Genomic DNA, 22499 nt, shown 5'->3' with positions numbered 1-22499 from the left:
AGAGTGAAGTGCGCGGCGGAGAGCTAACCCGCTTTCCTCTGCCGCGCCGTCGACCGGTGCGTCTTCTTCGCGGCCCTCGTTCGCCCCGACGCCCGGCGCGCATGGGACTTCGCCGCCGTCTTCTTCCCGCTGCGTCCCTTCAAGCTCTGCTTCAGCGCATCCATCAGGCTGACGACGTTGCTCGGCTTCTCCTCAGGCTCCGGCAGTTCGATTGTCTTGCCGCTGGCCTTGCGCTTCACCAGGGCCTTCAGCGCGTTCTCGTAATCGTCCTTGAACTTGCTGGGATCGAAATGGGAGGCCTTGGTCTGGAGGATATGGCCGGCGAGTTCGACCATGTCCTTGGTGATCTTCGGGCTCTTGATATCGTCGAAGAATTGGTCCTCGTCGCGCAGTTCGTAGGGGAAGCGCAGCGTGGTGCCGAGCAGGCCCTTGCCGAGCGGCTCGATCGCGATGATGTGCTCGCGGTTGGTGAGCACGATCTTGGCGAGCGCGACGCGATCCTGGTCCTTCATGGCGTCGCGGATCACGGCAAAAGCATCGACCGCGGCCTTGCCGTCGGGCGCGATGTAGTAGGGATGGTTGAGGTAGCGCTGGTCGATCTCGTCGCTCGGCACAAAGCTCTCGATGTCGATGGTGTGGTTGCTCTCGATCTGGACGGCTTCGAGCTCCTCCGGCTCGATCTCGACATACTTGCCCTTGCGCAGCTCGTAGCCGCGTCCCTTCTGGTCGCTTTCGACGACGTCGCCGGTCTCGGCGTCGATCATCTGCTGCTTCAATCGGTTGCCGGTCTCGCGGTTGATCATGTGAAATCGCGTCTTCTCGGCCGCGGTGGTCGCCGGATAAAGCACAACGGGGCAACTGACCAGCGAGAGCTTCAACGTTCCCTTCCAATAGGCGCGCGGTGCCATTCCGTTCTCCAGCGTCTACGAGTCATTTTGGAACCCCAACCGTCCCGCGGGGTTTTGGTTCCGGGTGGGATGCGGGCCGTGATAGGCTTCCACGCCGAAAGAGAATCCGGGACCAATCGTGCTGCAAAAACTATCCAAGTATCGACAGAAACGTGATTTCGAGAAGACGCCGGAGCCGTCGGGCAAGGCCGCGGTGGCGCCATCGAAGCAGCGGCGTTTCGTGATCCAGAAGCATGACGCCACGCGGCTGCACTACGATCTGCGGCTCGAGTTCGACGGCGTCTTCAAGTCCTGGGCGGTGACGAAAGGGCCCTCGCTCGATCCGCATGACAAGCGGCTGGCCGTCGAGGTCGAGGACCATCCGCTCGACTATGGCGACTTCGAGGGCACGATTCCGGAAGGCCAGTACGGCGGCGGCACGGTCATGCTGTGGGATCGCGGCACCTGGGAATCCGAAGATCCCGAACGCGGTTTCAAGAAGGGCGATCTGAAGTTCACCCTGCATGGCGAGAAGCTGCACGGCAGCTGGGTCCTGGTGCGCATGCGCAACGACCGCACCGGCGGCAAACGGACCAATTGGCTCCTGATCAAGCATCGCGACGAATATGTTCGCGAGGGCGCAGACAACGACATTCTCGAGCAGGACAAATCGGTCGCCTCCGGCCGCGCGATGGATCAGATCGCCGAAGGCAAGGGGCGAGCACCAAAACCGTTCATGCTGGCGAAGGGCACCAAGGCCAAGGCCGACGCGGTCTGGCAGTCCAACCGGGCGGACGAGGCGAAAGAGCGCACGGTCAAGCCGGCACCCCGCGCGGCGTTGAAGACCGGCAAGACGGCAAAGAAGAAGGCCACAACCGCGACGACCGCGAAGAAGGCGGAGATGCCTGATTTCGTCGCGCCGCAGCTCTGCACCTCGGTCGAGCGCCCGCCGGGCGGCGATGGCTGGTGCCACGAAATCAAGTTCGACGGCTACCGCGTGCAACTGCGGGTCGAAGGCGGCAAGGCGACGTTGAAGACGCGCAAAGGCCTCGACTGGACCGGAAAATTCGCAAGCATCGCGAAGGAAGCGGGCGCGCAGCCGGACATGATGATCGACGGCGAGATCGTCGCGCTCGACCATAACGGAGCACCGAATTTTTCGTCGCTCCAGGCCGCGCTGTCGGACGGCAAGACCGACGAGCTCATCTTCTTCGCGTTCGACCTGTTGTTTGCGGAAGGTCTCGATTACCGCCGGCTGCCGCTCGGCGAGCGCAAGGCGCGGTTGAAGGAGCTGCTGGAGGCGCGCAAGCGCAAATCGAGCCAGATTCGCTATGTCGAGCATTTCGAAAGCGGCGGCGACGCCGTGCTGCAGTCGGCCTGCAAGCTCGAGCTTGAGGGCGTGGTGTCGAAGAAGCTCGACGCGCCCTATCGTTCGGGGCGGACAGAAAGCTGGACCAAGGCTAAATGCCGTGCCGGCCATGAGGTCGTCATCGGCGGCTACAAGACCACCAATGGCAAATTCCGTTCGCTGATGGCCGGCGTGCACCGCGGCGATCATCTCGCCTTCGTCGGCATGGTCGGCACGGGCTTCGGCGCCGACAAGGTCAAGCGCATCATGCCGTCCTTGAAGGCGATGGAGGCCAAGCAAAGCCCCTTTGGCGGCAAGAACGCACCGAAAAAAGCGCGCGAGGTACACTGGCTGAAGCCGGAGCTCGTGGCGGAGATCGAGTTCGCCGGCTTCACCGCCGACGGCAATATCCGCCAGGCCGCCTTCAAGGGTCTACGGCAGGACAAGCCGGCGGAGGAGGTCGAGGCCGAGACACCGGTCGATACCGAGCTTGCCGAGCCCTCGACGAGGCGGCAGGCCAAGCCGCGCGCGAAAGCGAAGACCGGCGAACGAACAGCGCAAGCCGGCAGTGCCGAAGTGATGGGAGTCGTCATCTCCAAGCCGGACAAGGAGCTCTGGCCGGACGACGGCAATGGCGATCCCGTCACCAAGCTGGATCTCGCGCGCTATCTCGAAGCTGTCGGCGAATGGATGATCGTCCACCTGAAGGGCCGTCCGTGCTCGCTGATCCGCGCCCCTGACGGCATCAAGGGCGAATGCTTCTTCCAGCGCCACGCCATGCAGGGCACCTCGAACCTTCTGGAGCTCGCGCGGGTCTCCGGCGACCGCAAGCCCTATTTGCAGATCGACCGCATCGAAGGGCTCGCGGCGGTAGCGCAGATCGGCGGCGTCGAGCTGCATCCCTGGAATTGCGCGCCCTACGCCTACGATACCCCGGGCCGGCTGGTGTTCGATCTCGATCCGGCGCCCGACGTCGTCTTCGCCGAGGTCGTCGAGGCCGCCAAGGAGATGCGGCAGCGGCTGACCGACATCGGCATGGAAAGCTTCTGCAAGACCACCGGCGGCAAGGGCCTGCACGTCGTGGTGCCCTTGCGTCATGGCGCCCGCGATCAGGTGAGCTGGAAAGAGGCGAAGGCCTTCGCGCAGGGCGTTTGCCAGTGGATGGCGGACGACGATCCCGAGCGCTATCTGCTCAACATGTCGAAAAAGCTGCGAACGGGAAAGATCTTCCTGGACTATCTGCGCAACGACCGCATGTCGACGGCGGTGGCCCCGCTGTCCCCCCGCGCGCGCGATGGTGCGACTGTGTCGATGCCGGTCACGTGGGCGCAGGTGAAGAGCGACCTCGATCCGAAGCGGTACACGGTGCGAACGGTGCCAGGCTTGCTGGCGCGATCGAAGGCGTGGGATGGTTATGACGATGCGGCCGTGTCGATCAAGGCGGCGATCAAGAAGCTCGCGGCGAAAAAGAAGTAGGGGGGGTTAGCGAAGCGTAACCCACCACTTCTGTTGACGCGGAAAGAAAAGAGGAGGGTTACGCCTTGCGGCTAACCCACCTACCGAACCCGGCTAGATCCGTCCCAGCAGCAGCAGGATCAGCAGGATCACGATGACGAGCCCGAGGCCGCCGCCGCCGTAATAGCCGGTGCCGTAGAACGGGCCGCCGCCGATGCCGCTGAAGCCGCCGAGCAGCGCGATGACCAAAATGATCAGAATGATCGTACCGATAGACATGCCAAATCTCCTCCAGCCCTTCGTTGGAAGGGTCTCTTGCAACCTGTCCCGTGGTGCGAGGGCAACTTGCCGCAGGTTTTAAAGTTCCCCCAATGAAACACCGGTTGCACGCTCCACTTGCATGGAACCTTTGCGGTGTCGGGGGGCATGACTATGTGAGATTTAATCACTAACCGGGCAGAGCCATGTCAGCACCGCTTGTCGTCTCTATTCCCCACCGCCTCGGCCGCGAGGAGGCGGTGCGTCGTCTCAAGACCGGGCTCGGCCGTGCTGCCGCCAGCGTTCCCGTGATGCAGGTCGAGGAGGAGCGCTGGAACGGCGACAGCATGAATTTCCGCATCCGCGCGCTCGGGCAAATCGCGACGGGGCAGGTCGATGTCGCCGACGACCATGTCAAGGTGCAGGTGGTGCTGCCCTGGCTATTGCAGCGCTTTGCGGAGATGGCTCAGGCCACGATCCGCAAGCGCGGCCAGCTGCTGTTGGGCAAAGACGCGAAAAGCTAGCAATCAAGCGCGGGTGCGCTGTCGCACCGGCTTCGCCGCATCCGCGGGGCGCGCCGGGATGACCGAAGCTGGAAAACCGCGAAGCGCCTGCGCGAGCGGCAGATCGTTGCCTACAAATCCCGGCACGCTATAGCCTGTGACGTCGATGGTGGCGTCGAGCCCCTCGAACGCCGGCCATTCGCGTCCTGCTTGCGTGAAAGGTGCGAAGTGGCGCCCGATAGCGACGATCGCAGCAGTGCGGCCGTGGCGGCGGGCAAAGGCCACGACATGGTCGGCATGTGCGCCCCGCACCTGAAGCGGCTGGTAGTCGCCTCGCGCGAAAACGTCGGGCAGCTCATTGCGTAGCTTGAGCAGGTGCCGCGTCCAGGCCAGCTTGAGCTGGCCGTCCGGCCAGCTCTTGATCAGATGATTCCAATCCGGATTGTCCAGCGTGCCCAGCGCCGCGTGTCGCGCGGAAAAATCCACCGGGCGCCGGTTGTCGGGATCGACCAGCGAGAGGTCCCAGAATTCGGTGCCTTGGTAAAAGTCGGGCACGCCCGGCAGTGTCGCCTTCAGCGTGACCTGGCTCAGCCCGTTCAGCGCGCCGAGCAGCGCAACGCGGCGAGCCAGGGTTTTCAGTGCCTCCAGGAATTCGCCTGATTGCGCGGGATCGAGGATCTTCGCGATGAAGCTCTTGACGCCGTTCTCATAGGCCTCGTGCGGGTTGAGCCAGCTGGTCTCCTCCTTGCCTTCGCGCGCGGCCTTGAGCGCATAGGCCTGGATACGCGCGACGAAGCCGGCATCGGCCGTCTCTCCAATCGGCCAGGCGCCGAGCAGCGTCTGGTAGAGCATGTATTCGAACGTGGCCGACGGAGCGCGCAGATTGCCGTCGAGCGCGATGTGCGGCGCGTTCAGGACCTTCCAGCGCGCCACGGCGCTGGTCCATTCGCCGGGAATTTCACTTAAGGCCGCGATCCGTGCCCGGGCGTCCTCGCCGCGCTTGGTGTCGTGCGTGGCGGTCGCCGTCATCCCTTGCGGCCATTCCCTGGCGCGGGTCTGCATGATCTCGTGAAAAGCGGGAATGGTGAGGCCCTTGCTCGCGGGATCGCCACCGACTTCGTTCAGGGCGAGCAGCCGGTGGAATTGATAGAAAGCGGTGTCCTCCAGCGACTTCGCCATCATCGGTCCGGTGAATTGCTGCACCTTCAGCGCAAACCGACGCACGCGCGGGGCGCTGTGCGGGGGACGGCCGGGCTTGAGCAAGTCCATGGTGAGGGCGTCGCGCAGGAAGTCGAAAATGCCTTCGTCCGCGGCGAACCATTCCCGGCGAGCGTGCTCGATGGTGTCGTCGATCAGCTTACGATCGTTTGCGGTTGGCGCGCTTGTCGTCAGGTAGGTACGGTACACCGGGAAATGCAGCACGTAGAGCTCGAGCGCCTGCCGCAGGCTGTCGGCGGAAAAGTCGCGGGTCGAGTAGTGCCCGTTGGCGATGCGCGCAAGCAGGCGGGTCAGAACCGTGAATTCGCTGGTCAGCAGCGTCTCCAGCACGCGCCGTTTGGCGTCCTTGACATAAGGCGCGAGCCGCGGCGGCCGGTTGCTGATCTGCCGCCAGGTCTCGTCCAGCGCCTCCAGCCCCTTGGCGTCGACCAGAACGTGAGTGATGGCGTTCATCCACTCATAGCCGGTGGTGCCCTGGACGCCGGCGAAATGCGGCAGGCGCTCGTGCTCGCACAGGATTTTCTCGATCACCGTATAGAACGGCTTTGTGGTGCCCTGCGCGTCGCGCACCAGCCGGCGCAGCCGCTGGCAATATTGCGCGGGATCACGCAGGCCGTCGATATGATCGAGCCGGATGCCTTGCAGTTTACCGTCGGCAATGAGTTGCTTCACCAGCCGGTGCGTGGCGGCGAACGTGCCGGGATCCTCGACGCGCATGCCGGCGAGCCCGTTGACGTCGAAGAAGCGGCGATAGTTGATGTCGCTGGAGGCAAGCCGCCAGTGCCCGAGCTTGTAGTGCTGGCGCTCCAGCAAATGATGCAGCGCCAGCGTCTGCGCGGGGCGGTCCTTGGCGGCGCGATAGGCGCCGAGGCCGCGCGCGATGATATCGGCGCTGCCTGCGATCTCCCTAAGCTCCGCCTTGAAGCCGGGCGCTTCCTTGCGGTTGGGGCGGCGCAGTCCCGTGTAGCGGGTCGCGAGCGACAGCAGGCGCTTGCCGGCCTCGGTCTCGGCGGCGTCGGCTTCCTTCACGATCATCCGCAGCATCTCGCCATAGCGCTCCGGCGCGATCGGCAGGCGGTGCTCGAAATACCAGGCGGAAAAACTACCTTCGTCGGGATCGTAGCGTAGCTCGATGTCGCCGCTCTCGAGCGCTTCGCCATAGGACGCGCCGAGGATCGGCAGCAGCACGCCGCCACGGGCGCGGAAAGCCAGTTGATCCCAGTCGATATCGAAGGAGACGGCGTGCGGCGAGGCTTGGCCCCATTCCAGCACGTCCAGCCACCAGGGATTGTCGGCGAAGTGCACGCCGACATGGTTCGGTACGAAATCGATGATGAGGCCGAGGTCGTGTCGCGTCAGCGCCTCGCTCAGCCGGGCGAAGCCGGGCTCGCCGCCGAGCTCCGGATTGAACTGGCTGTGATCGACGGTGTCATAGCCGTGCGTCGAGCCCTTGCGGGCCTTCATCACCGGCGAGGTGTAGAGATGCGTGATTCCCAGCGCCTTCAGGTAGGGCACGACCGCGGCGGCCTTGTCGAAGTCGAAATCCGCGGTGAGCTGAAGCCGGTAGGTTGCGAGAGGAACGGCTGAAGCCATGTCAAACTCCGAGGCGCCAGACCACCGACCAGGGCGCAAACCGGTCGCCGGTCGCGCCGTCCCAGATCAGGGTGCCCACACCGCCGGAATATGCGGCGTCCTTGTCGGAGAGATTGGCGACGAGGCGCAACGTCGCGCCATCTCCCATGTGCCAATGTGCGGTGAGCAGGCCGCTATCGGCCACGGCGGCATCACCGAAGCGCGCAGCTTTCAGTCGTGGCGCGATCTCCTTGTGGCGGAGAGCGAGCAGCTCCCGCACCAGCGCGAGACGTGCATCCTGCTCCGGCGTGTGGCCGGTCCAGTCGAGCACAGCCGATTGCAGCGTTGCCGGATCGAGCGGGTCGGGCACCTCGTCGCCGTACTTCTCGTAGGCCCAGGCGTATTCCTGCCTGCGCCCCTTGCGGACGGCGTCAGCCAGGCCGCCCTGGAAGTCGCAGAAGAACGGGAAGGGCACGGTGGAGCCCCACTCCTCGCCCTGAAACAGCATCGGCACCATCGGCGCGAGCAGGGTCACCGCGAGTGCTGCTTCGATCTGCTTGGGCGATGCGAGGCTTTCGAGCCGGTCGCCGAGCGGCCGGTTGCCGATCTGGTCGTGGTTTTGCAGGAAGTTGACGAAGGTTGCCGGCGGCAGCTCGTCGCTTTTCTCGCCTCGCGGCTTCTTGCCCCAGAATTCCGAGATCTCGCCCTGATAGACGAAGCCGGAGGCGAGCGCGCGTGCGAGATCGAGCCGCGGTGTTTGATAGTCCGCGTAATAGCCAGCGAGCTCGCCGGTCAGCATCACGTGCCAGACGTGGTGGTAGTCGTCGTTCCACTGCGCGCGATATTTGCCGTTCGGGGGCTCCTGCGCGGCGTCGAGCAGGCTCGCGCGATTGTCGCCGTTCTCCAGCACGAGATGGATATGCCGCCCTGTGGCCTTGGCAAGCTCGCCCGCGGCGACGCTGAGGTCCTGCAGCATCGATTGCTCGCCGGGGATCGCCATGATGTGATTGGCGGCATCAAGCCTCAGGCCGTCGAAGCGATAGTCGCTGAGCCACGACAGCGCGTTCTCGACGGCAAAAGCGCGAACCTGCGGCACGCGATAATCGATCGCACTGCCCCACGGCGTGTGCGCGTCGGTGAAGAAGGTCGGCGCGTAGCGGCCGAGGTAATTTCCCTCGGGCCCGAAATGATTATAGACGACGTCGAGGAACACCATCAGCCCGCGCAGATGGGCTTCGTCGATCAGCGTCTTCAATTCATCGGGATGACCATAGGTGCTGTCGGGCGCGTACCACAATACACCATCATAACCCCAGCCGCGACGACCGGCGAAGTCGGCCAGCGGCATCAGCTCGATCGCGGTGATGCCGGTGGCGACGAGATGATCGAGCTTGTCGATCATGGCGCGATAGGTGCCTTCCGCGGTGAAGGTGCCGACATGCGTCTCGATCAGCACCGTCTCTTCCCAGGGACGGCCGCGCCAATCGGATGCGCGCCAGGCAAAGGCGTCGTGATCGATCACCTCGCTCGGGCCGAACACGTCGTCGGGCTGGAATGCAGACGCCGGATCGGGCACGTCGATCTCGTCGTCGATCCTGAATTTGTAGTTGCTGCCGACGGGCAGATTGGCAATCTCGGCGACATACCAGCCATCCTGCCGGCGCTGCATCGCGTGTCGTCTGTCGAGCAGGAGATCGACGCGGCGCGCGGCAGGCGCCCACAGCCGGAACGACACGCCGTCCTTCGTCGGCCTCGCCCCGAAGGATGGCCTCATAGCGCCCCCGCGAAAGCGAGCACGGAGCGCGGCGGCGCCTTGCTGTCGCTTCCGGGCAGGAAGTCGACCGTGTTCAGCTTGGCGTCGGTCGTGTTGAGGATTTGCTGCCAACTCTTGTATTCGGTCATCTTTGGCAATTTGAATGCGATCTCTTCGGGGGCTGCGTTGAGTACGATAAAGATCGCGGCGCTGCCCGGTTCCATCGGCCCCATCACATAGGAGAGGAACCGCCCTTCCGGGAATTTCCAGTCGCTTTCCGTCATTTCGTCGCCGGCCGGCGTCAGCCACAGCGCGCCGTAGGAGATGCCGTCCTTGGGGCGGCCGTCGAGCCAGCGATGGCTGCGAAGCTGCGAGAACCGGCGGCGGATTTCGGCGAGCTCGGCGACGAAATCGACCATGTCGTCGCCGTCCTTGCCGAGATTGTCCCAGCCGACCCAGCCAACCTCGTTGTCCTGGCAATAGGCGTTGTTGTTGCCTGATTGCGAATTCCCGACCTCGTCGCCGGCGAGGATCAGCGGAATGCCCTGCGCCAGCATGAGGCAGGCCAGCACGTTCTTGCGAAGCTGCCGGCGCAAGCTGACGATTTGGGGATCGTCGGTCGGACCCTCGACACCGCAATTGTTGCTGTGGTTGTCGTTGGAGCCGTCGCGATTGTCTTCGCCATTGGCCTCGTTGTGCTTCTCGTTGTAGCTGAAGAGATCGGCCAGGGTGAAACCGTCATGGACGGTGATGTGGTTGACGCTGGCGCGCGGCCGCCGTCCATCGTGGTTGAACAGGTCGGAGGACGCCGTCATGCGGCTGGAGATGTCGCCGATCAGGCTGCCTTCGCCGCTCCAGTAGCGGCGCATGGCGCTGCGGTACCGGTCGTTCCACTCCGACCATTGCGAGGGAAATGCGCCGACCTGATAGCCGCCGAGGCCGAGGTCCCAGGGTTCGGCGACGAGCTTGACGCTCGCCAGCACCGGGTCCTGGCGGATCGCGGTCAGGAACGAACTGCCGCGATCATAACCGTTCGGCCCGCGCGCCAGCGTGGTGGCGAGGTCGAAACGGAAGCCGTCGACGTGGCAGACCTCGACCCAGTAGCGCAGGGAATCCATCACCATCTGCAGCACGCGCGGATGGGTGAGGTTCACCGACGAGCCGCAGCCGGTGAAGTCGTCGTAATAGCGCGGGTTCTCGCGGTTGAGCCAGTAATAGGAGGCGTTGTCGATGCCGCGGTAGCACAGCGTCGGGCCGAGGTGATTGCCCTCGGCGGTGTGGTTGTAGACGACGTCGAGCATCACCTCGATGCCGGCATCGTGCAGGCGTGCGACCGTGGTGCGGAAGGAATCGAGGGCGTTGTCCTGGGCGTAGCGCTGCTCGGGCGCGAAGAAGGACAAGGTGTTGTAGCCCCAGTAATTGGCGAGCTTCTTTTCCACCAGGATGCGGTCATCGACAAAGCTATGCACCGGCAGAAGCTCCACGGTGGTGACGCCGAGCTTCTTCAGGTGTTCGATCATCGCCGGCGAGGACAGGCCGCCATAGGTGCCGCGCAAATTCGGCGGCACGTCGTCGCGCTTCTGTGTCAGTCCCTTGACGTGGGCCTCGTAGATGATGGTGTCTTCCCAGGGAATGTTGGGCCGGATCTCGCGACGGCCCCAGTTGAAGGTCTCGTCGACGACGACGGCCTTCGGCATGCCGCGCGCGTTGTCGCGCCGGTCGAACGACAGGTCCTCGCGTGGACTTCCGGTGCGATAGGCGAAATGCGCGTCACTCCAGACCAGCCGCCCGGAAAGCCGCTTGGCATAGGGGTCGAGCAGCAGCTTGTTGGCGTTGAAGCGGTGGCCGTGCTCCGGCTCGTAGGGGCCATGCACGCGGTAGCCGTAGAGCTGGCCGGGCGAGACGTCGTTGAGATAGCCGTGCCAGACATCCTCGGTGCGCTCCGGCAGCTCGACGCGCTCGAGTTCGCGGCGGCCCTGCATGTCGAACAGGCACAGCTCGACCTTCTGCGCGTTGGCGGAGAACAGCGCGAAATTGGTGCCGCGTCCGTCCCAGCTTGCGCCGAGGCGTGCGGGCGATCCAGCAGTCAGGCGCATCGTTCAGCTTTCCGGAACGAGGAAGATCGCAGCGAGCGGCGGAATGGTGAGGCGGAGCTCGCCATTGATGGCGTGGACTTCGCCGATGTTGCCGACATTGCTGCCGCCGTAATGGGCGGAGTCGGAGTTGAAGACTTCCTTCCACTTGCCACTGAGGGGCGCGCGAACGCGGTAGTTGCGATAGACGTTGGGTGAGAAGTTGACGATCACCATGCACCGCGCGTGCTCGTCAAATCCCTTGCGCAGCCATGCGAACACGTTGCGGTTGGCGTCGTCGGTGATCAGCCATTCGAACCCGGCCTGCTCGCAGTCCATCTGGTGCAGCGCGGGTACCGCGCGATAGAGCCGGTTGAGATCACGGATCAGCGCCTGGATGCCTGAATGGGGCTTGTATTCGAGCAAGTGCCAGTCGAGTGACTGGTCGTGATTCCATTCGCGGCTTTGCGCGATCTCGGCGCCCATGAACAGCAGCTTCTTGCCCGGATGGCCGAACATGAAGCTGTAATAGGCGCGCAAATTCGCGAAGCGCTGCCATTCGTCGCCGGGCATGCGCCCGAGGATCGAGCGCTTGCCGTGCACGACCTCGTCATGCGACAGCGGCAGGACGAAGTTCTCCGAGAAGGCGTAGTGCAGGCCGAACAGGATGTCGCCGTGATGATGCTTGCGGTGGATCGGGTCCTTGCTGATGTAGTTCAGCGTGTCGTGCATCCAGCCCATGTTCCATTTGTAGCCGAAGCCGAGCCCGCCGAATTCGACCGGACGCGAGACCTGCGGCCAGGCGGTGGACTCTTCGGCGGCCGTGGTCGCTTGCGGGAAACGCGCGAACAGCTCGGTGTTGAAGCGGCGCAGGAACGCGATCGCCTCGATGTTCTCCCGGCCGCCATGCTGGTTCGGAATCCAGGCGCCGGGCGGACGGCTGTAGTCGAGGTAGAGCATGGACGCGACGGCGTCGACGCGCAGTCCGTCGATCGCGTAGCGCTCGAGCCAGAACAGCGCGTTCGAGACCAGGAAGTTCGTCACTTCGGTGCGGCCGTAATTGTAGATCAGCGTGCCCCAATCGAGATGGCGGCCCTGGAGCGGATTGGCGTGCTCGTACAGCGCCGTGCCGTCGAAGCTGCCGAGCCCGTGCGGATCGTCCGGGAAGTGGCCGGGCACCCAGTCGAGCAGCACGCCCACGCCCTCGCGGTGGCAGGCGTCGACCAGCGCGGCAAAATCCTCCGGCGTGCCGAAGCGGCTGGTCGGCGCATACAGCCCGGTCGGCTGATAGCCCCACGAACCGTCGAAAGGATGCTCGCTCACCGGGAGGAATTCGAGATGGGTGAAGCCCATGTCGCGGGCGTAGGCCGGCAGCTGCTCGGCCAGCTCGCGATAGGTCAGCCATTCATTGCCGTTCTTGCGCCGCCATGAGCCGAGATGGACCTCGTAGATCGACATCGGCGCGGACAACGCGTTGATGCCGTCGGGCGCCGGTCGCGGCCGGGGCAGATGCGCTTCGTCGAACACGATGGAAGCGGTCTTCGGCCGCACCTCGCTTGCAAAGGCCATCGGATCGGACTTCAGCGGAAGCAGATGGCCATGCGGTCCGATGATTTCGAACTTGTAGTGGTCGCCGGCCTTTGCGTGCGGGATGAACAATTCCCAATAGCCCGCGCCGCGCACCCGCATCGGATGGCGGCGCCCGTCCCAGAAGTTGAAGTCGCCGACCACGGAGACACGCCGGGCGTTGGGCGCCAGCACCACGAAGCCGATGCCATCGATGCCTTCGAGTCGCATCGGATGCGCGCCGAGCTTGTCGTAAAGGCGCTGGTGGGTGCCTTCGCCGAGCAGATAGAGGTCGAAATCGGTCAGGATCGGCGGAAAGCGATAGGTGTCCTCGAATTCGATGACGTTGTCGCCGAATTTCGCGCGGAGCTGGTAGTGCTTCGCGCCGTTCGGTAGAGCGCCGATGAACAGGCCGGCATCATGGACACGATCGAGCTTCGCCACCTCGCCGTGCTCGCCCACCGCTTCGACGTTCGAGGCATCGGGAAGAAACGCGCGCACCACGCTCTTGTCGCCCTCGGGATGCAGCCCGAGATAGTGGAAGGGATCGGAGTGGCGACCCTCGATGATCGCATAGGCCTCGGCAGGGAGTTTAGGCATGGGCTTCGCTCTCGATACTGGACAGAATGCGAAGCAGTCCGGACAGCGGCGCATGGAGCCCCTCAGGCCGGTGGGACAGCTCGTACTCTACTTCCTCGAACGCTTGATCAAGCAGGAAAAACCTTAACAGGCCTGCCGCGGATTGCGGATCTTCCGGCCACAGCCGCCGATCGGTCATGGCTTCGCGGTAGGCGGTGAGGAACGTGGCGGTGGTGCGCTCGCGCCATTCGTCGAGCGCAGCCGTGAGACGGCCCTGTTCGTCGGAGGCACCCGTGAGCGCGCGGTGGAGCGCCGCGTTAACCGAAAGATCAATCGAGCGGATCAGGCCAGCAACGTCGCGCGCCGCAGGCAGCTTGCGCCGCTTGTCGGCCAGCGGTAAATGCGGATCTCCGTCGAAGTCGATGATGAAGATATCGTCCTTCACGATCAGAGTTTGCCCGAGGCGGAAGTCGCCATGATGACGGATGTTCAACCCGCCGGGCTCGGAAGGTAATAGCGCGTTGAGCCGGCCCGACAGGGACGCGCGCTCCGCGACGAGCTGATTGATCAGCGGTCGGTCCACCTCCCGCAGGCCGTCGGTGCTGGCGGCCAGCCGCTCGAAAACCCGCTCGGCCCGTGCCTTGAGCTCGGATGACCAGCGCTTGATTTGTGCGGAGCCAATCGGCTCCGGCGCGAGATCGCCTGGCTTTGCGGCGGCCAGAGCCACATGCAGCTCGGCGAGCCGCCGGCCGATCTGCGCGATGAAGTGCAGATAAGGCGCTTGCTCCTGGGTCTCGCGGGGCATCTCGCCCGGTGGCAGCACCCGCTGCTCGTCGATATAGCGGTCGAGATAGCCCGCGGTGACGCCCCAGCCGTCGCCCTGGTTCTCGACATAGGCGTGCAGCACGCCGACTGCGCTGCGGCGGTCGTCTTCGACCAGCTCGACGCTGCCGAGCAGTGCCGGCGTATTGGCAAAGCGGGCGATTTCGGTGAGGTAGGAGCCGATCTCGATCTCGGGATTGATGCCGGTTTCGAGCTGGCGATAGATCTTGGCGACATACTGGTTGTCGACCAGCGCCGTGCTGTTCGACTGCTCGATCGCGCGGATGCGTTCGGGCTCCTTGATGGTGTACTCGGCAAACCGGCTGGTCGCCTTGAACTCCAGCCGCAGATTGTTTTCTTCCACCACCAGGTTCTGCGACAGGTTGCGCAGGAACAGGCCAATGAAGATCTGCTCGGTTGCCACATCCAGCAGCGTGCCTTCGCGGGCACCCTGGCGCACGGCGGCGAGCGCCCTGGGATTGAAGCGTTCGCGGTCGAAGCGCACCCATTCGATCTGCATCGGCAGCACGTAGCGCGTGGTGACGTCGCCCTGCGCCGCCTCGAAGAACGCGATCCAGGGCCTGTTGTCGCCGATGTCGCAGAACGGCACCGCCGAGGTCAGCGTCGGCTTGATCTGCTTGGGATTGTGCTCCGGATACCAGCGCGTGCGCGACAGGAATCCCGGCAGCACCTCGTGCTCGAACACGCCGCGCTCGCGCGCCAGCGACACCCAGGTCGAGTTCACCGGCACCACCAGCGTCTCGAATTCCGGCACCGCGCGCGGCGTCACCGGCTCGGACTTGTCGCGCTCGGTGAGCTGGAACCAGTAGAAGCCATAGGGCCCCAGCGTGACCATGTAGGGCAGTTCGCCGATCGCCGGAAAACGCGTGCGGCCGAGCATCTCCTGCGGGATGCGGTCCTTCCAGGGCGACAGATCGAGCTCGGTCGCCTGGGCCGCGCGCGACAGATTGGCGACGCAGAGGATCACCTCGTCGCGGTACTGCCGGACATAGGCCAGCACGGCGCGGTTGGCCGGGCGGATGAAGGTCATGGTGCCGCGGCCGAAGGCGAGCGTCGATTTGCGCACCGAGATCAGGCGCTTGGTTGCGCTGAGCAGCGACGACAGGCTGCGCGACTGCGCCTCCACGTTCACCGATTCGTAGCCGTAGACGGGATCCATGATCAGCGGCGCATAGAGGCGGGCCGGGTCGCAGCGCGAGAAGCCGCCGTTGCGGTCCGGGCTCCACTGCATCGGCGTGCGCACGCCGTTGCGGTCGCCGAGATAGATGTTGTCGCCCATCCCGATCTCGTCGCCGTAATAGATGATCGGCGTTCCCGGGAAGGACAGCAGCAGCGAGTTCATCAACTCGATCTTGCGCCGGTCATTGTCCATCAGCGGCGCGAGGCGCCGGCGGATGCCGACATTGATGCGGGCGCGCGGGTCGTTGGCGTAGGTGGTCCACAGATAGTCGCGCTCGACGTCGGTCACCATCTCCAGCGTCAGTTCGTCATGGTTGCGCAGGAACAGCGCCCATTGGCAGCTCGCAGGAATGTCCGGCGTCTGGCGCAGGATGTCGGTGATCGGGAAACGGTCCTCCTGCGCGATCGCCATGTAGATGCGCGGCATCAGCGGGAAGTGGTAGGCCATGTGGCACTCGTCGCCGCGGCCGAAATATTCCTGCACGTCCTCCGGCCATTGATTGGCCTCGGCCAGCAGCAGCTTGCCCTTGGAGTAGGAATCCAGCTCGTGGCGCAGCCGCTTGATGATGGCATGCGTCTCCGGGAGGTTCTCGTTCGAGGTGCCTTCGCGTTCGCAGAGATAGGGAATGGCATCCAGGCGGAAGCCGTCGACGCCGGCGTCCAGCCAGCGCTTCATCACCTGGATCAGGGCGCTGACGACCCGCGGATTGTCGAAATTGAGATCCGGCTGGTGCGAGAAGAAGCGGTGCCAGTAAAACGCGCCGGCCTCGTGATCCCAGGTCCAGTTCGACTTCTCGGTGTCGGTGAAGATGATGCGGGTGCCCTGATATTTCTGGTCGGTGTCGCTCCAGACATACCAGTTGCGGGCGCTCGAGCCTGGAGGGCTGCGGCGCGCGCGCTTGAACCAATTGTGCTGGTCCGAGGTGTGGTTGACGACGAGCTCGGTGATGACGCGCAAGCCCCGCTTCTGCGCTTCCTGGATGAAGCGCTTGAAATCCTTCATGGTCCCGAAATCGGGATTGACCGCGCCGTAATCGGCGATGTCGTAGCCGTCGTCACGGCCGGGCGAAGGATAGAACGGCAGCAGCCACAGCGCGGTGACGCCGAGCTCCTGGAGATAAGGCAGCTTCTCTGTCAGCCCTGCGAAATCGCCGATGCCGTCCTGATTGCTATCGGCAAACGCCTTGACGTGGAGCTGATAGATGATGGCGTCCTTGTACCAGAGTTCATCCACGATCTCGGCAGCCTCGGCTTTCTTGGTGTCGACGGAAGACAATACGTTCATGGCGTGCGCCTTTACGCCAGGCAGCGGAACAGCAGCGCCGGATCGCGCTCGGGATCGATACGCAATCTGATCCCGCCCCATTCGATGCGGGCCTGTTCGCCGGTGAGGAGGTTTTCGAGTGCCGACACATGGTGTCGCTGCCCGCCGGCGTCAACCGTGACGTCGCCGAGCGGCAACCAGAATTCGCGCACGTGGCGCGAGAGCGCAACCACGGCCACGACGATGTTGGTCGGGTCGATCGCCTCCTTGACGAAAGCGATCGTCTCGCCGTCTTCGATGCCGAGGAAGCGCAGGTTCGCCGTCTGCTGAAGCGCAGCATTCTCGTTGCGGATGCGATTGAGCTCCGTGATGTAGGTCTTGATGTTGCCGGGCTTGTTCCAGTCGCGCTGCTTGATCTGGTATTTCTCGGAGTCGAGATACTCCTCGCGGCCGGGGATCGCGTCGTGCTCCAGCAACTCGAACCCGCTGTAGATGCCGTAATTACCGGACAGCGTCGCCGCCAGCGCGCCGCGCGATTTGAACGCCCAGGTTTCGCCGCCCTGGAGATGATAGGGCAAAAGATCGGGCGTATTCACGAAGAGGTTCGGCCGATAGAAGTCACGTTCGGGATAGCGCGTCAGCTCGCCGAGATATTGCTCCAGCTCCCACTTCGCCGTGCGCCAGGGGAAATAGCTGAACGATTGTGCAAAGCCGAGCTTGGCGAGGCCTTTCATCAGCTTCGGGCGCGCGAACGTCTTGGAGAACAGGATCACCTCGGGATGCCGGCGGCGGATGTCACGGATCAGCCACTCCCAGAAGGCGAGCGGCGCGGTGTCGTGATTGTCGATTGCAAAGATGGTGACGCCGTGGTCGATCCAGAACAGCATGGCGTCGCGAAACGCGTTCCACAGTCCAGCCCGGTCGACGGACGTGAAATCGGGGATGACGATATCGGAATAGGGCCCGTCAGCCGTCCGCACCGAGCGATCCGGGCGCCATTTGAACCATTCCGGATGCTGCGTCAGCCACGGGTGGTCCGGCGAGCATTGCACGGCGAAGTCGAGCGCGAGCTCGAGGCCGTATTCCAGGCAGGTCGCGACCAGCGCGCGAAAATCCTCGATCGTGCCGAGTTCGGGGTGCAGCGCATCGTGCCCGCCCTCGATGGCGCCGATCGCATAAGGCGAGCCGGGATCGCCGTCGCCCGCCACCGGCGCGTTGTTGCGGCCCTTGCGTCGGGTGCGGCCAATGGGATGGATCGGCGTGAAGTAGAGCACGTCAAAGCCCATCGCGGCGATGTCCGGCACGCGCGCGATGCAGTCGCGGAGCGTGCCGTGCTGTCCTGGCACCACGCTCTGGCTGCGCGGCATCATCTGATACCAGGCGCCGAAGCGCGCCTTGTCGCGGTCGACGAACAGCGGAAATAGCGCCGAGCGCGTGAGATCAGGCCGCGACTGGCTCTCGGCCATGGCTGCGCCGAGCTCGGTTGCCAGCAGCGGGGCAACATCGCCGGTCTGAAGATAGTCCTCGCATTGTCTCACGATGACAGCGGCGGCGTCCTGCTGCGCGCCATGCGCCTTGGTCAGGAGGCCCGCGCCCTCGATCGCATCGAGAGTGACATCGGCACCGGAGCGCTGCTTGCGCGCGACCGCGTGCGACCACGTCGCGAACTCGTCGGTCCAGGCTTCGATCGCATAGACATATTTGCCGGGCTCGACGGGTGTGAACGCGCCGGACCAGCGGTCATTGCCGTGAGGGATCATCGGCTCGCTCTGCCATTCGCGGTCCTGCTCCTGTCGCCAGATCAGCGTTGCGCCGATCACGGCGTCGCCGTCCCGGTAGATGTCGGCCCAGACCTCGACCGGTTCGCGCGCGATCCGCTTCACGGGGAAGCGCCCGCCGTCGATCAGGGGATAGACGTCCTCGATGAGGAAAGTGCTGCCGGCTGCGGCACTCTCGACAGTTTGAATTGTCTTGTTCACGGTGATGCCATTGACAAGAAAGCAGGAGCCCGTTTCCCTTGCCGGGAACCTACGCTTGATACCACTATAGAAAGCCGCTTGTGTGTCATTGGTTCCCTGGGGAACGGCAGGCGCGGCTTGCGAGTTGACCCTGACTAACCTCTTCCGCGACCTCGTTAAAATCGATGCCCCCGGCCAAAAAATGGCCTGCAAGCTGCGTGCCGAATGGATCTTTTAGCTCAAGCCCGGATCAAGGGCGTTCAATCTGAATTCGTCGATGCCCTCGGAAAGCTGCGGGTCACCGATCCCGTGGCCCTCAAATCTATCCTCGACGCCCTGCCGGAGAAGCGGGTTTACCGCTTTGTCAGCGGGCCCGTGGTGGTCCGCGCCTTGGGACAGCCGCGCACCGAATTGGTGACGATCGGTGCGCCGCCGCTCAAATGGAAGATGACCGGCAACGGCAATTTGATCGCGCAAGGTGAGACGCGCGAGCCCGTGATTGCCTGGCCCGCGGGCCTGCCGCTCGGCTATCACCGCCTGACGCTGACCGATGCCGAAGGCGTGACGGAAGAGGTGCCGATGATCGTGGCGCCGGAGCGGGCCTTCGGCGGCGATTTCGACCGCGGCTGGCTGCTTGCCGTGCAGCTCTACAGCGTCCGGTCGGACCGCAATTGGGGCATCGGCGATTTCACCGACCTCGCCGGTCTCGTCCGGCTCGCCAAGCAGTTGGGGGCCGACGGCGTCGGGCTCAATCCCCTGCATGTGTTGTTCGACGACCATCCGGCCGATTGCAGCCCTTATTCGCCGAACAGCCGGCTGTTTCTCAATCCGCTCTATATCGACGTCGAGGCGATCCCGGAATTTTCCGCAGACCTCGTCCCCGACGTGGCCGCAACCGCCGCGCGGCTCCGCGACGGCGATCGCGTGCCCTATCCGGACATGGCGGCCTTGAAATGGCTCGGCCTGCGCGCCGCCTTCGACAGCTTCGTGAAAACCGCGAGCGGCGTCCGCCGCAACCAGTTCGACGCCTTCCGCGCGGCTCGCGCGCCGCTGTTGTCCCGTTTTGCCTGCTTCGAGGTGCTCCGTCATCGCTTCGCGGCGCCGTGGTGGGAATGGCCGATGGAATGGCAGCAGCCGGACGAGGCGAAATGCGCCGAGCTGCGCAATGGCCCGGACAAGCACGAGGTCGAGTTCGTCGAATTCGTGCAATGGACCGCCGATAGCCAGTTGCATGCCGCCAAGGAGCTGGCCGGCCAGCTCGGCATGCGGGTCGGGCTCTATCTCGACGTGGCTGTCGGCGTGCAGTCGAACGGCTTCGACGCCTGGAACGAGCAGGGGGCGATTTCCCGCCATCTCGCCGTCGGCGCGCCGCCGGACGTGCTCAACACCATCGGCCAGGATTGGGGGCTTGCGGGTTTCAACGCCGGCGGCCTGGAGGCGCAATCCTTCGTGCCGTTTGCCGATATGCTTGCGGCTTCGATGCGCCATTCCGGGGCAATCCGTCTCGACCACGTGTTGGGCCTGAAGCGGCTGTATCTGGTGCCGCGCGGCTTCAAGCCCGACAACGGCGCCTATGTGCAGATGCCGTTCGAGGCGCTGCTGGCGACGGTGGCGCGCGAGAGCGCCGCCCATAAGTGCATCGTGATCGGCGAGGACCTCGGCACGGTGCCGGAAGGTTTTCGCGAGACCATGCAGGATTTCGGCATCTGGTCCTACCTCGTCATGATGTTCGAGCGCGACGATGCCGGTCACTTCCGGCCCGTCGATCACTACCGGCCCAACGCGCTGGTGACGCTGAACACCCATGATTTGTCGACCTATGCCGGCTGGCGCTCCTTCAGCGATCTCAAGATGAAGCGCTCGCTCGGGCTCGATCCCGGCGAGAACGATCAGGCCCGCTGGGATGCGCTGGGCCTGCTCGACGAGATCCTGCGTGCCGACGGCATCCATGCCAATGATGTCTATTCGGTGCTCGCCTTCCTGTCGCGCACGCCGTCGCGGCTGCTTGCGGTGTCGCTGGAGGATCTGCTCGGCGTGATCGACCAGCCCAACATTCCCGGTACGATCGACGAGCATCCGAACTGGCGCCAGCGCCTGCCTGTGACGCTCGACAAGATTGCCTCGAAAGTCGATCTCGCGGCTTTGAAGGCCGCGACACGGGAACGCTCGTTACCCGGCGGGCGTTGATCGCCGGGGCTTCGAGGGTGCCGTTTTCAAGGCTCGTACGACATTGTCTCAGAGGATTGAGGACTATGCGCTGATCGGCGACTGCGAGACCGCGGCGCTGGTCGGCCGCAACGGCTCGATCGACTGGCTGTGCTGGCCGGCCTTCGATTCCGATGCCTGCTTTGCAGCCCTCCTCGGCACGCACAAGAACGGCCGCTGGCTGATCGCGCCGAGCGAGGACGTCACCGCGACGTCGCGCCGCTATCTCGGCGACACCCTCATCCTCGAAACGCGCTTTGAGACTGACAGCGGCACCGTTGCGCTGATCGACTTCATGCCGCCGCGCGGCAAGGCCTCCGATATCGTGCGGCTGGTCCGCGGTGTCAGCGGCACGGTGAAGATGCGGATGGAGCTCGTCATCCGCTTCGGCTTCGGCGTCGACATCCCGTGGGTGCGGCGGATCGACCATTCCCTGCTGGCGGTCGCGGGGCAGGACATGACCGTGCTGCGGACGCCGGCGAAGACCCGCGGCGAGGATCTGACCACGGTTTCCGATTTCGAGGTCAAGGCCGGCGAGACCGTGCCGTTCGTGTTGACCTACGGCCCCTCGCATCTCGAGCCGCCCCCGCCGATCGACCCGGAGCTCGCGCTTCAGGAGACGGAAAAATTCTGGCAGGGCTGGTGCAGCCACTGCAATCGCGATGGCGACTATCGCGACCTGATCGTGCGCTCGCTGATCACACTCAAGGCGCTGACGTTCGGTCCGACCGGCGGCATCGTCGCGGCGCCGACCACCTCGTTGCCGGAGAAGCTCGGCGGCGCCAGGAATTGGGACTACCGCTTCTGCTGGCTGCGCGATGCCACCTTCACGCTGCTGGCGCTGATGAACTCGGGTTACACCGAGGAAGCCTCGGCTTGGCACAATTGGCTGTTGCGTGCGGCTGCAGGCTCGCCGGCGAACATGCAGATCATGTACGGCATCTGGGGCCAGCGGCGGCTGCTGGAATGGGAGGCGACCTGGCTCGACGGCTACGAGGGCGCGCAGCCGGTGCGCGTCGGCAACGCCGCACATGCGCAGCTCCAGCTCGACGTCTACGGCGAGCTGATCGACGCCTTCCACCAGTCGCGTATGGCCAAGCTCAAGCTCGACGACAAGACGACTTGGGCGCTGGAATGCGCCGTGCTCAAGCATCTCGCCGAAGTCTGGGACCAGCCCGATCATGGCATCTGGGAGCGGCGCGGACAGCCGAAGCACTATGTCTTCTCCAAGGTGATGACCTGGGTCGCCTTCGACCGCGGCATCAAGAGCGCCGAGACCTTCGGTTTCAAGGCGCCGCTGCTGCACTGGCGCACCTTGCGCGACGCCATTCATCGCGACGTCTGCAACCGGGGCTTCGACGCGGAGGAGAATGCCTTCGTGGAGTCCTACGGCTCGAAGCTGCTCGATGCCAGCGTGCTGCTGCTGCCGGCCGTCGGCTTCCTGGAAGCGTCGGATCCGCGCATTCGCGGCACCATCGCGGCGGTCGAAAACCACATGCTGCGCGACGGCTTCGTGCTGCGGCACGATCCCCGCGAGGTGCCTGCGGGGCAGCCGCCGCTCGAAGGCGCCTTCCTCGCCTGCAGCCTGTGGCTGGCCGATGCCCATGTGCTGTCAGGCGATCTCGACAAGGCGCAGATCTTGTTCGATCGCGTGGTCGGTATCGCGAATGACGTCGGGCTGCTGGCCGAGGAATATGATTCAGGCGCCAGGCGTCAGACCGGCAATTTCCCGCAGGCGCTGACCCATATCGCGCTGGTCAACACCGCGCATAATCTGTCGGCGGCAAGGCAGGGCAGCCAGAAGCCGGCGATGCAGCGGTCGAAGTGAGGTTGGCGGCG

12 protein-coding genes are annotated in these 22499 nt (G+C 64.5%); 4 read left to right on the top strand and 8 right to left on the bottom strand.

Features of this window, described 5'->3' with window-relative positions; all coding sequences use genetic code 11:
• Nucleotides 1-23 precede the first annotated feature (23 nt).
• On the bottom strand, nt 24-908 hold the full coding sequence (gene ku / locus AC0L3S_RS13105) for a non-homologous end joining protein Ku (RefSeq protein WP_473279354.1): 885 nt from the start codon (nt 906-908) through the stop codon (nt 24-26).
• A gap of 118 nt (nt 909-1026) precedes the next feature.
• On the opposite strand from ku, the gene ligD reads away from it, so the two are divergent.
• A complete protein-coding gene (gene ligD, locus AC0L3S_RS13100) occupies nt 1027-3711 on the top strand; it encodes a DNA ligase D (protein ID WP_473279353.1) in 2685 nt (894 codons plus the stop codon).
• 93 nt (nt 3712-3804) lie between these two features.
• On the opposite strand, the gene AC0L3S_RS13095 is transcribed toward ligD, so the two are convergent.
• Nucleotides 3805-3969 carry a DUF3309 family protein gene (locus tag AC0L3S_RS13095; protein ID WP_007595743.1) on the bottom strand — a complete coding sequence of 55 codons (165 nt, stop codon included), beginning with the start codon at nt 3967-3969 and terminating at the stop codon, nt 3805-3807.
• Between the two features lie 185 nt (nt 3970-4154).
• Here AC0L3S_RS13095 and AC0L3S_RS13090 point away from each other — a divergent pair, with 185 nt between their 5' ends.
• Nucleotides 4155-4472 carry a polyhydroxyalkanoic acid system family protein gene (locus AC0L3S_RS13090; protein WP_473263585.1) on the top strand — a complete coding sequence of 106 codons (318 nt, stop codon included), beginning with the start codon at nt 4155-4157 and terminating at the stop codon, nt 4470-4472.
• A gap of 3 nt (nt 4473-4475) precedes the next feature.
• On the opposite strand, the gene treY is transcribed toward AC0L3S_RS13090, so the two are convergent.
• Genes treY through AC0L3S_RS13060 form a run of 6 tightly spaced genes read right to left on the bottom strand, consistent with a single transcriptional unit; the run spans nt 4476 to nt 18476 of the window.
• Nucleotides 4476-7262: a malto-oligosyltrehalose synthase gene (treY, locus tag AC0L3S_RS13085; protein WP_473279352.1), complete on the bottom strand. Its 2787-nt coding sequence runs from the start codon at nt 7260-7262 to the stop codon at nt 4476-4478.
• Nucleotide 7263: 1 nt separating this feature from the next.
• Nucleotides 7264-9015: a malto-oligosyltrehalose trehalohydrolase gene (treZ, locus tag AC0L3S_RS13080; RefSeq protein WP_473279351.1), complete on the bottom strand. Its 1752-nt coding sequence runs from the start codon at nt 9013-9015 to the stop codon at nt 7264-7266.
• Nucleotides 9012-11090, bottom strand: coding sequence for a glycogen debranching protein GlgX (gene glgX / locus AC0L3S_RS13075; protein ID WP_473279350.1), 2079 nt, complete (start codon nt 11088-11090; stop codon nt 9012-9014). Before glgX ends, treZ begins: the two co-directional genes overlap by 4 nt.
• A 3-nt stretch (nt 11091-11093) precedes the next feature.
• A complete protein-coding gene (glgB, locus tag AC0L3S_RS13070) occupies nt 11094-13232 on the bottom strand; it encodes a 1,4-alpha-glucan branching protein GlgB (RefSeq protein ID WP_473279349.1) in 2139 nt (712 codons plus the stop codon).
• The gene (gene treS / locus AC0L3S_RS13065; protein WP_473279348.1) at nt 13225-16518 is read right to left on the bottom strand and encodes a maltose alpha-D-glucosyltransferase; all 3294 of its coding nucleotides are present in this window, start codon (nt 16516-16518) and stop codon (nt 13225-13227) included. The genes glgB and treS overlap by 8 nt, the downstream gene beginning before the upstream one ends.
• 11 nt (nt 16519-16529) lie before the next feature.
• A complete protein-coding gene (locus AC0L3S_RS13060) occupies nt 16530-18476 on the bottom strand; it encodes a maltotransferase domain-containing protein (RefSeq protein ID WP_473263579.1) in 1947 nt (648 codons plus the stop codon).
• 204 nt (nt 18477-18680) lie between these two features.
• On the opposite strand from AC0L3S_RS13060, the gene malQ reads away from it, so the two are divergent.
• Both malQ and AC0L3S_RS13050 read left to right on the top strand, forming a co-directional pair.
• The gene (gene malQ, locus AC0L3S_RS13055) at nt 18681-20642 is read left to right on the top strand and encodes a 4-alpha-glucanotransferase (RefSeq protein ID WP_473279347.1); all 1962 of its coding nucleotides are present in this window, start codon (nt 18681-18683) and stop codon (nt 20640-20642) included.
• Between the two features lie 43 nt (nt 20643-20685).
• Nucleotides 20686-22488 (top strand): glycoside hydrolase family 15 protein, encoded by a 1803-nt coding sequence (locus AC0L3S_RS13050; RefSeq protein WP_473279346.1) that lies wholly within the window; start codon nt 20686-20688, stop codon nt 22486-22488.
• Nucleotides 22489-22499: the final 11 nt, after the last annotated feature.

The organism is Bradyrhizobium sp. Ken01, from assembly GCF_055807355.1.
This window is presented reverse-complemented; position numbering and strand designations above follow the sequence as displayed.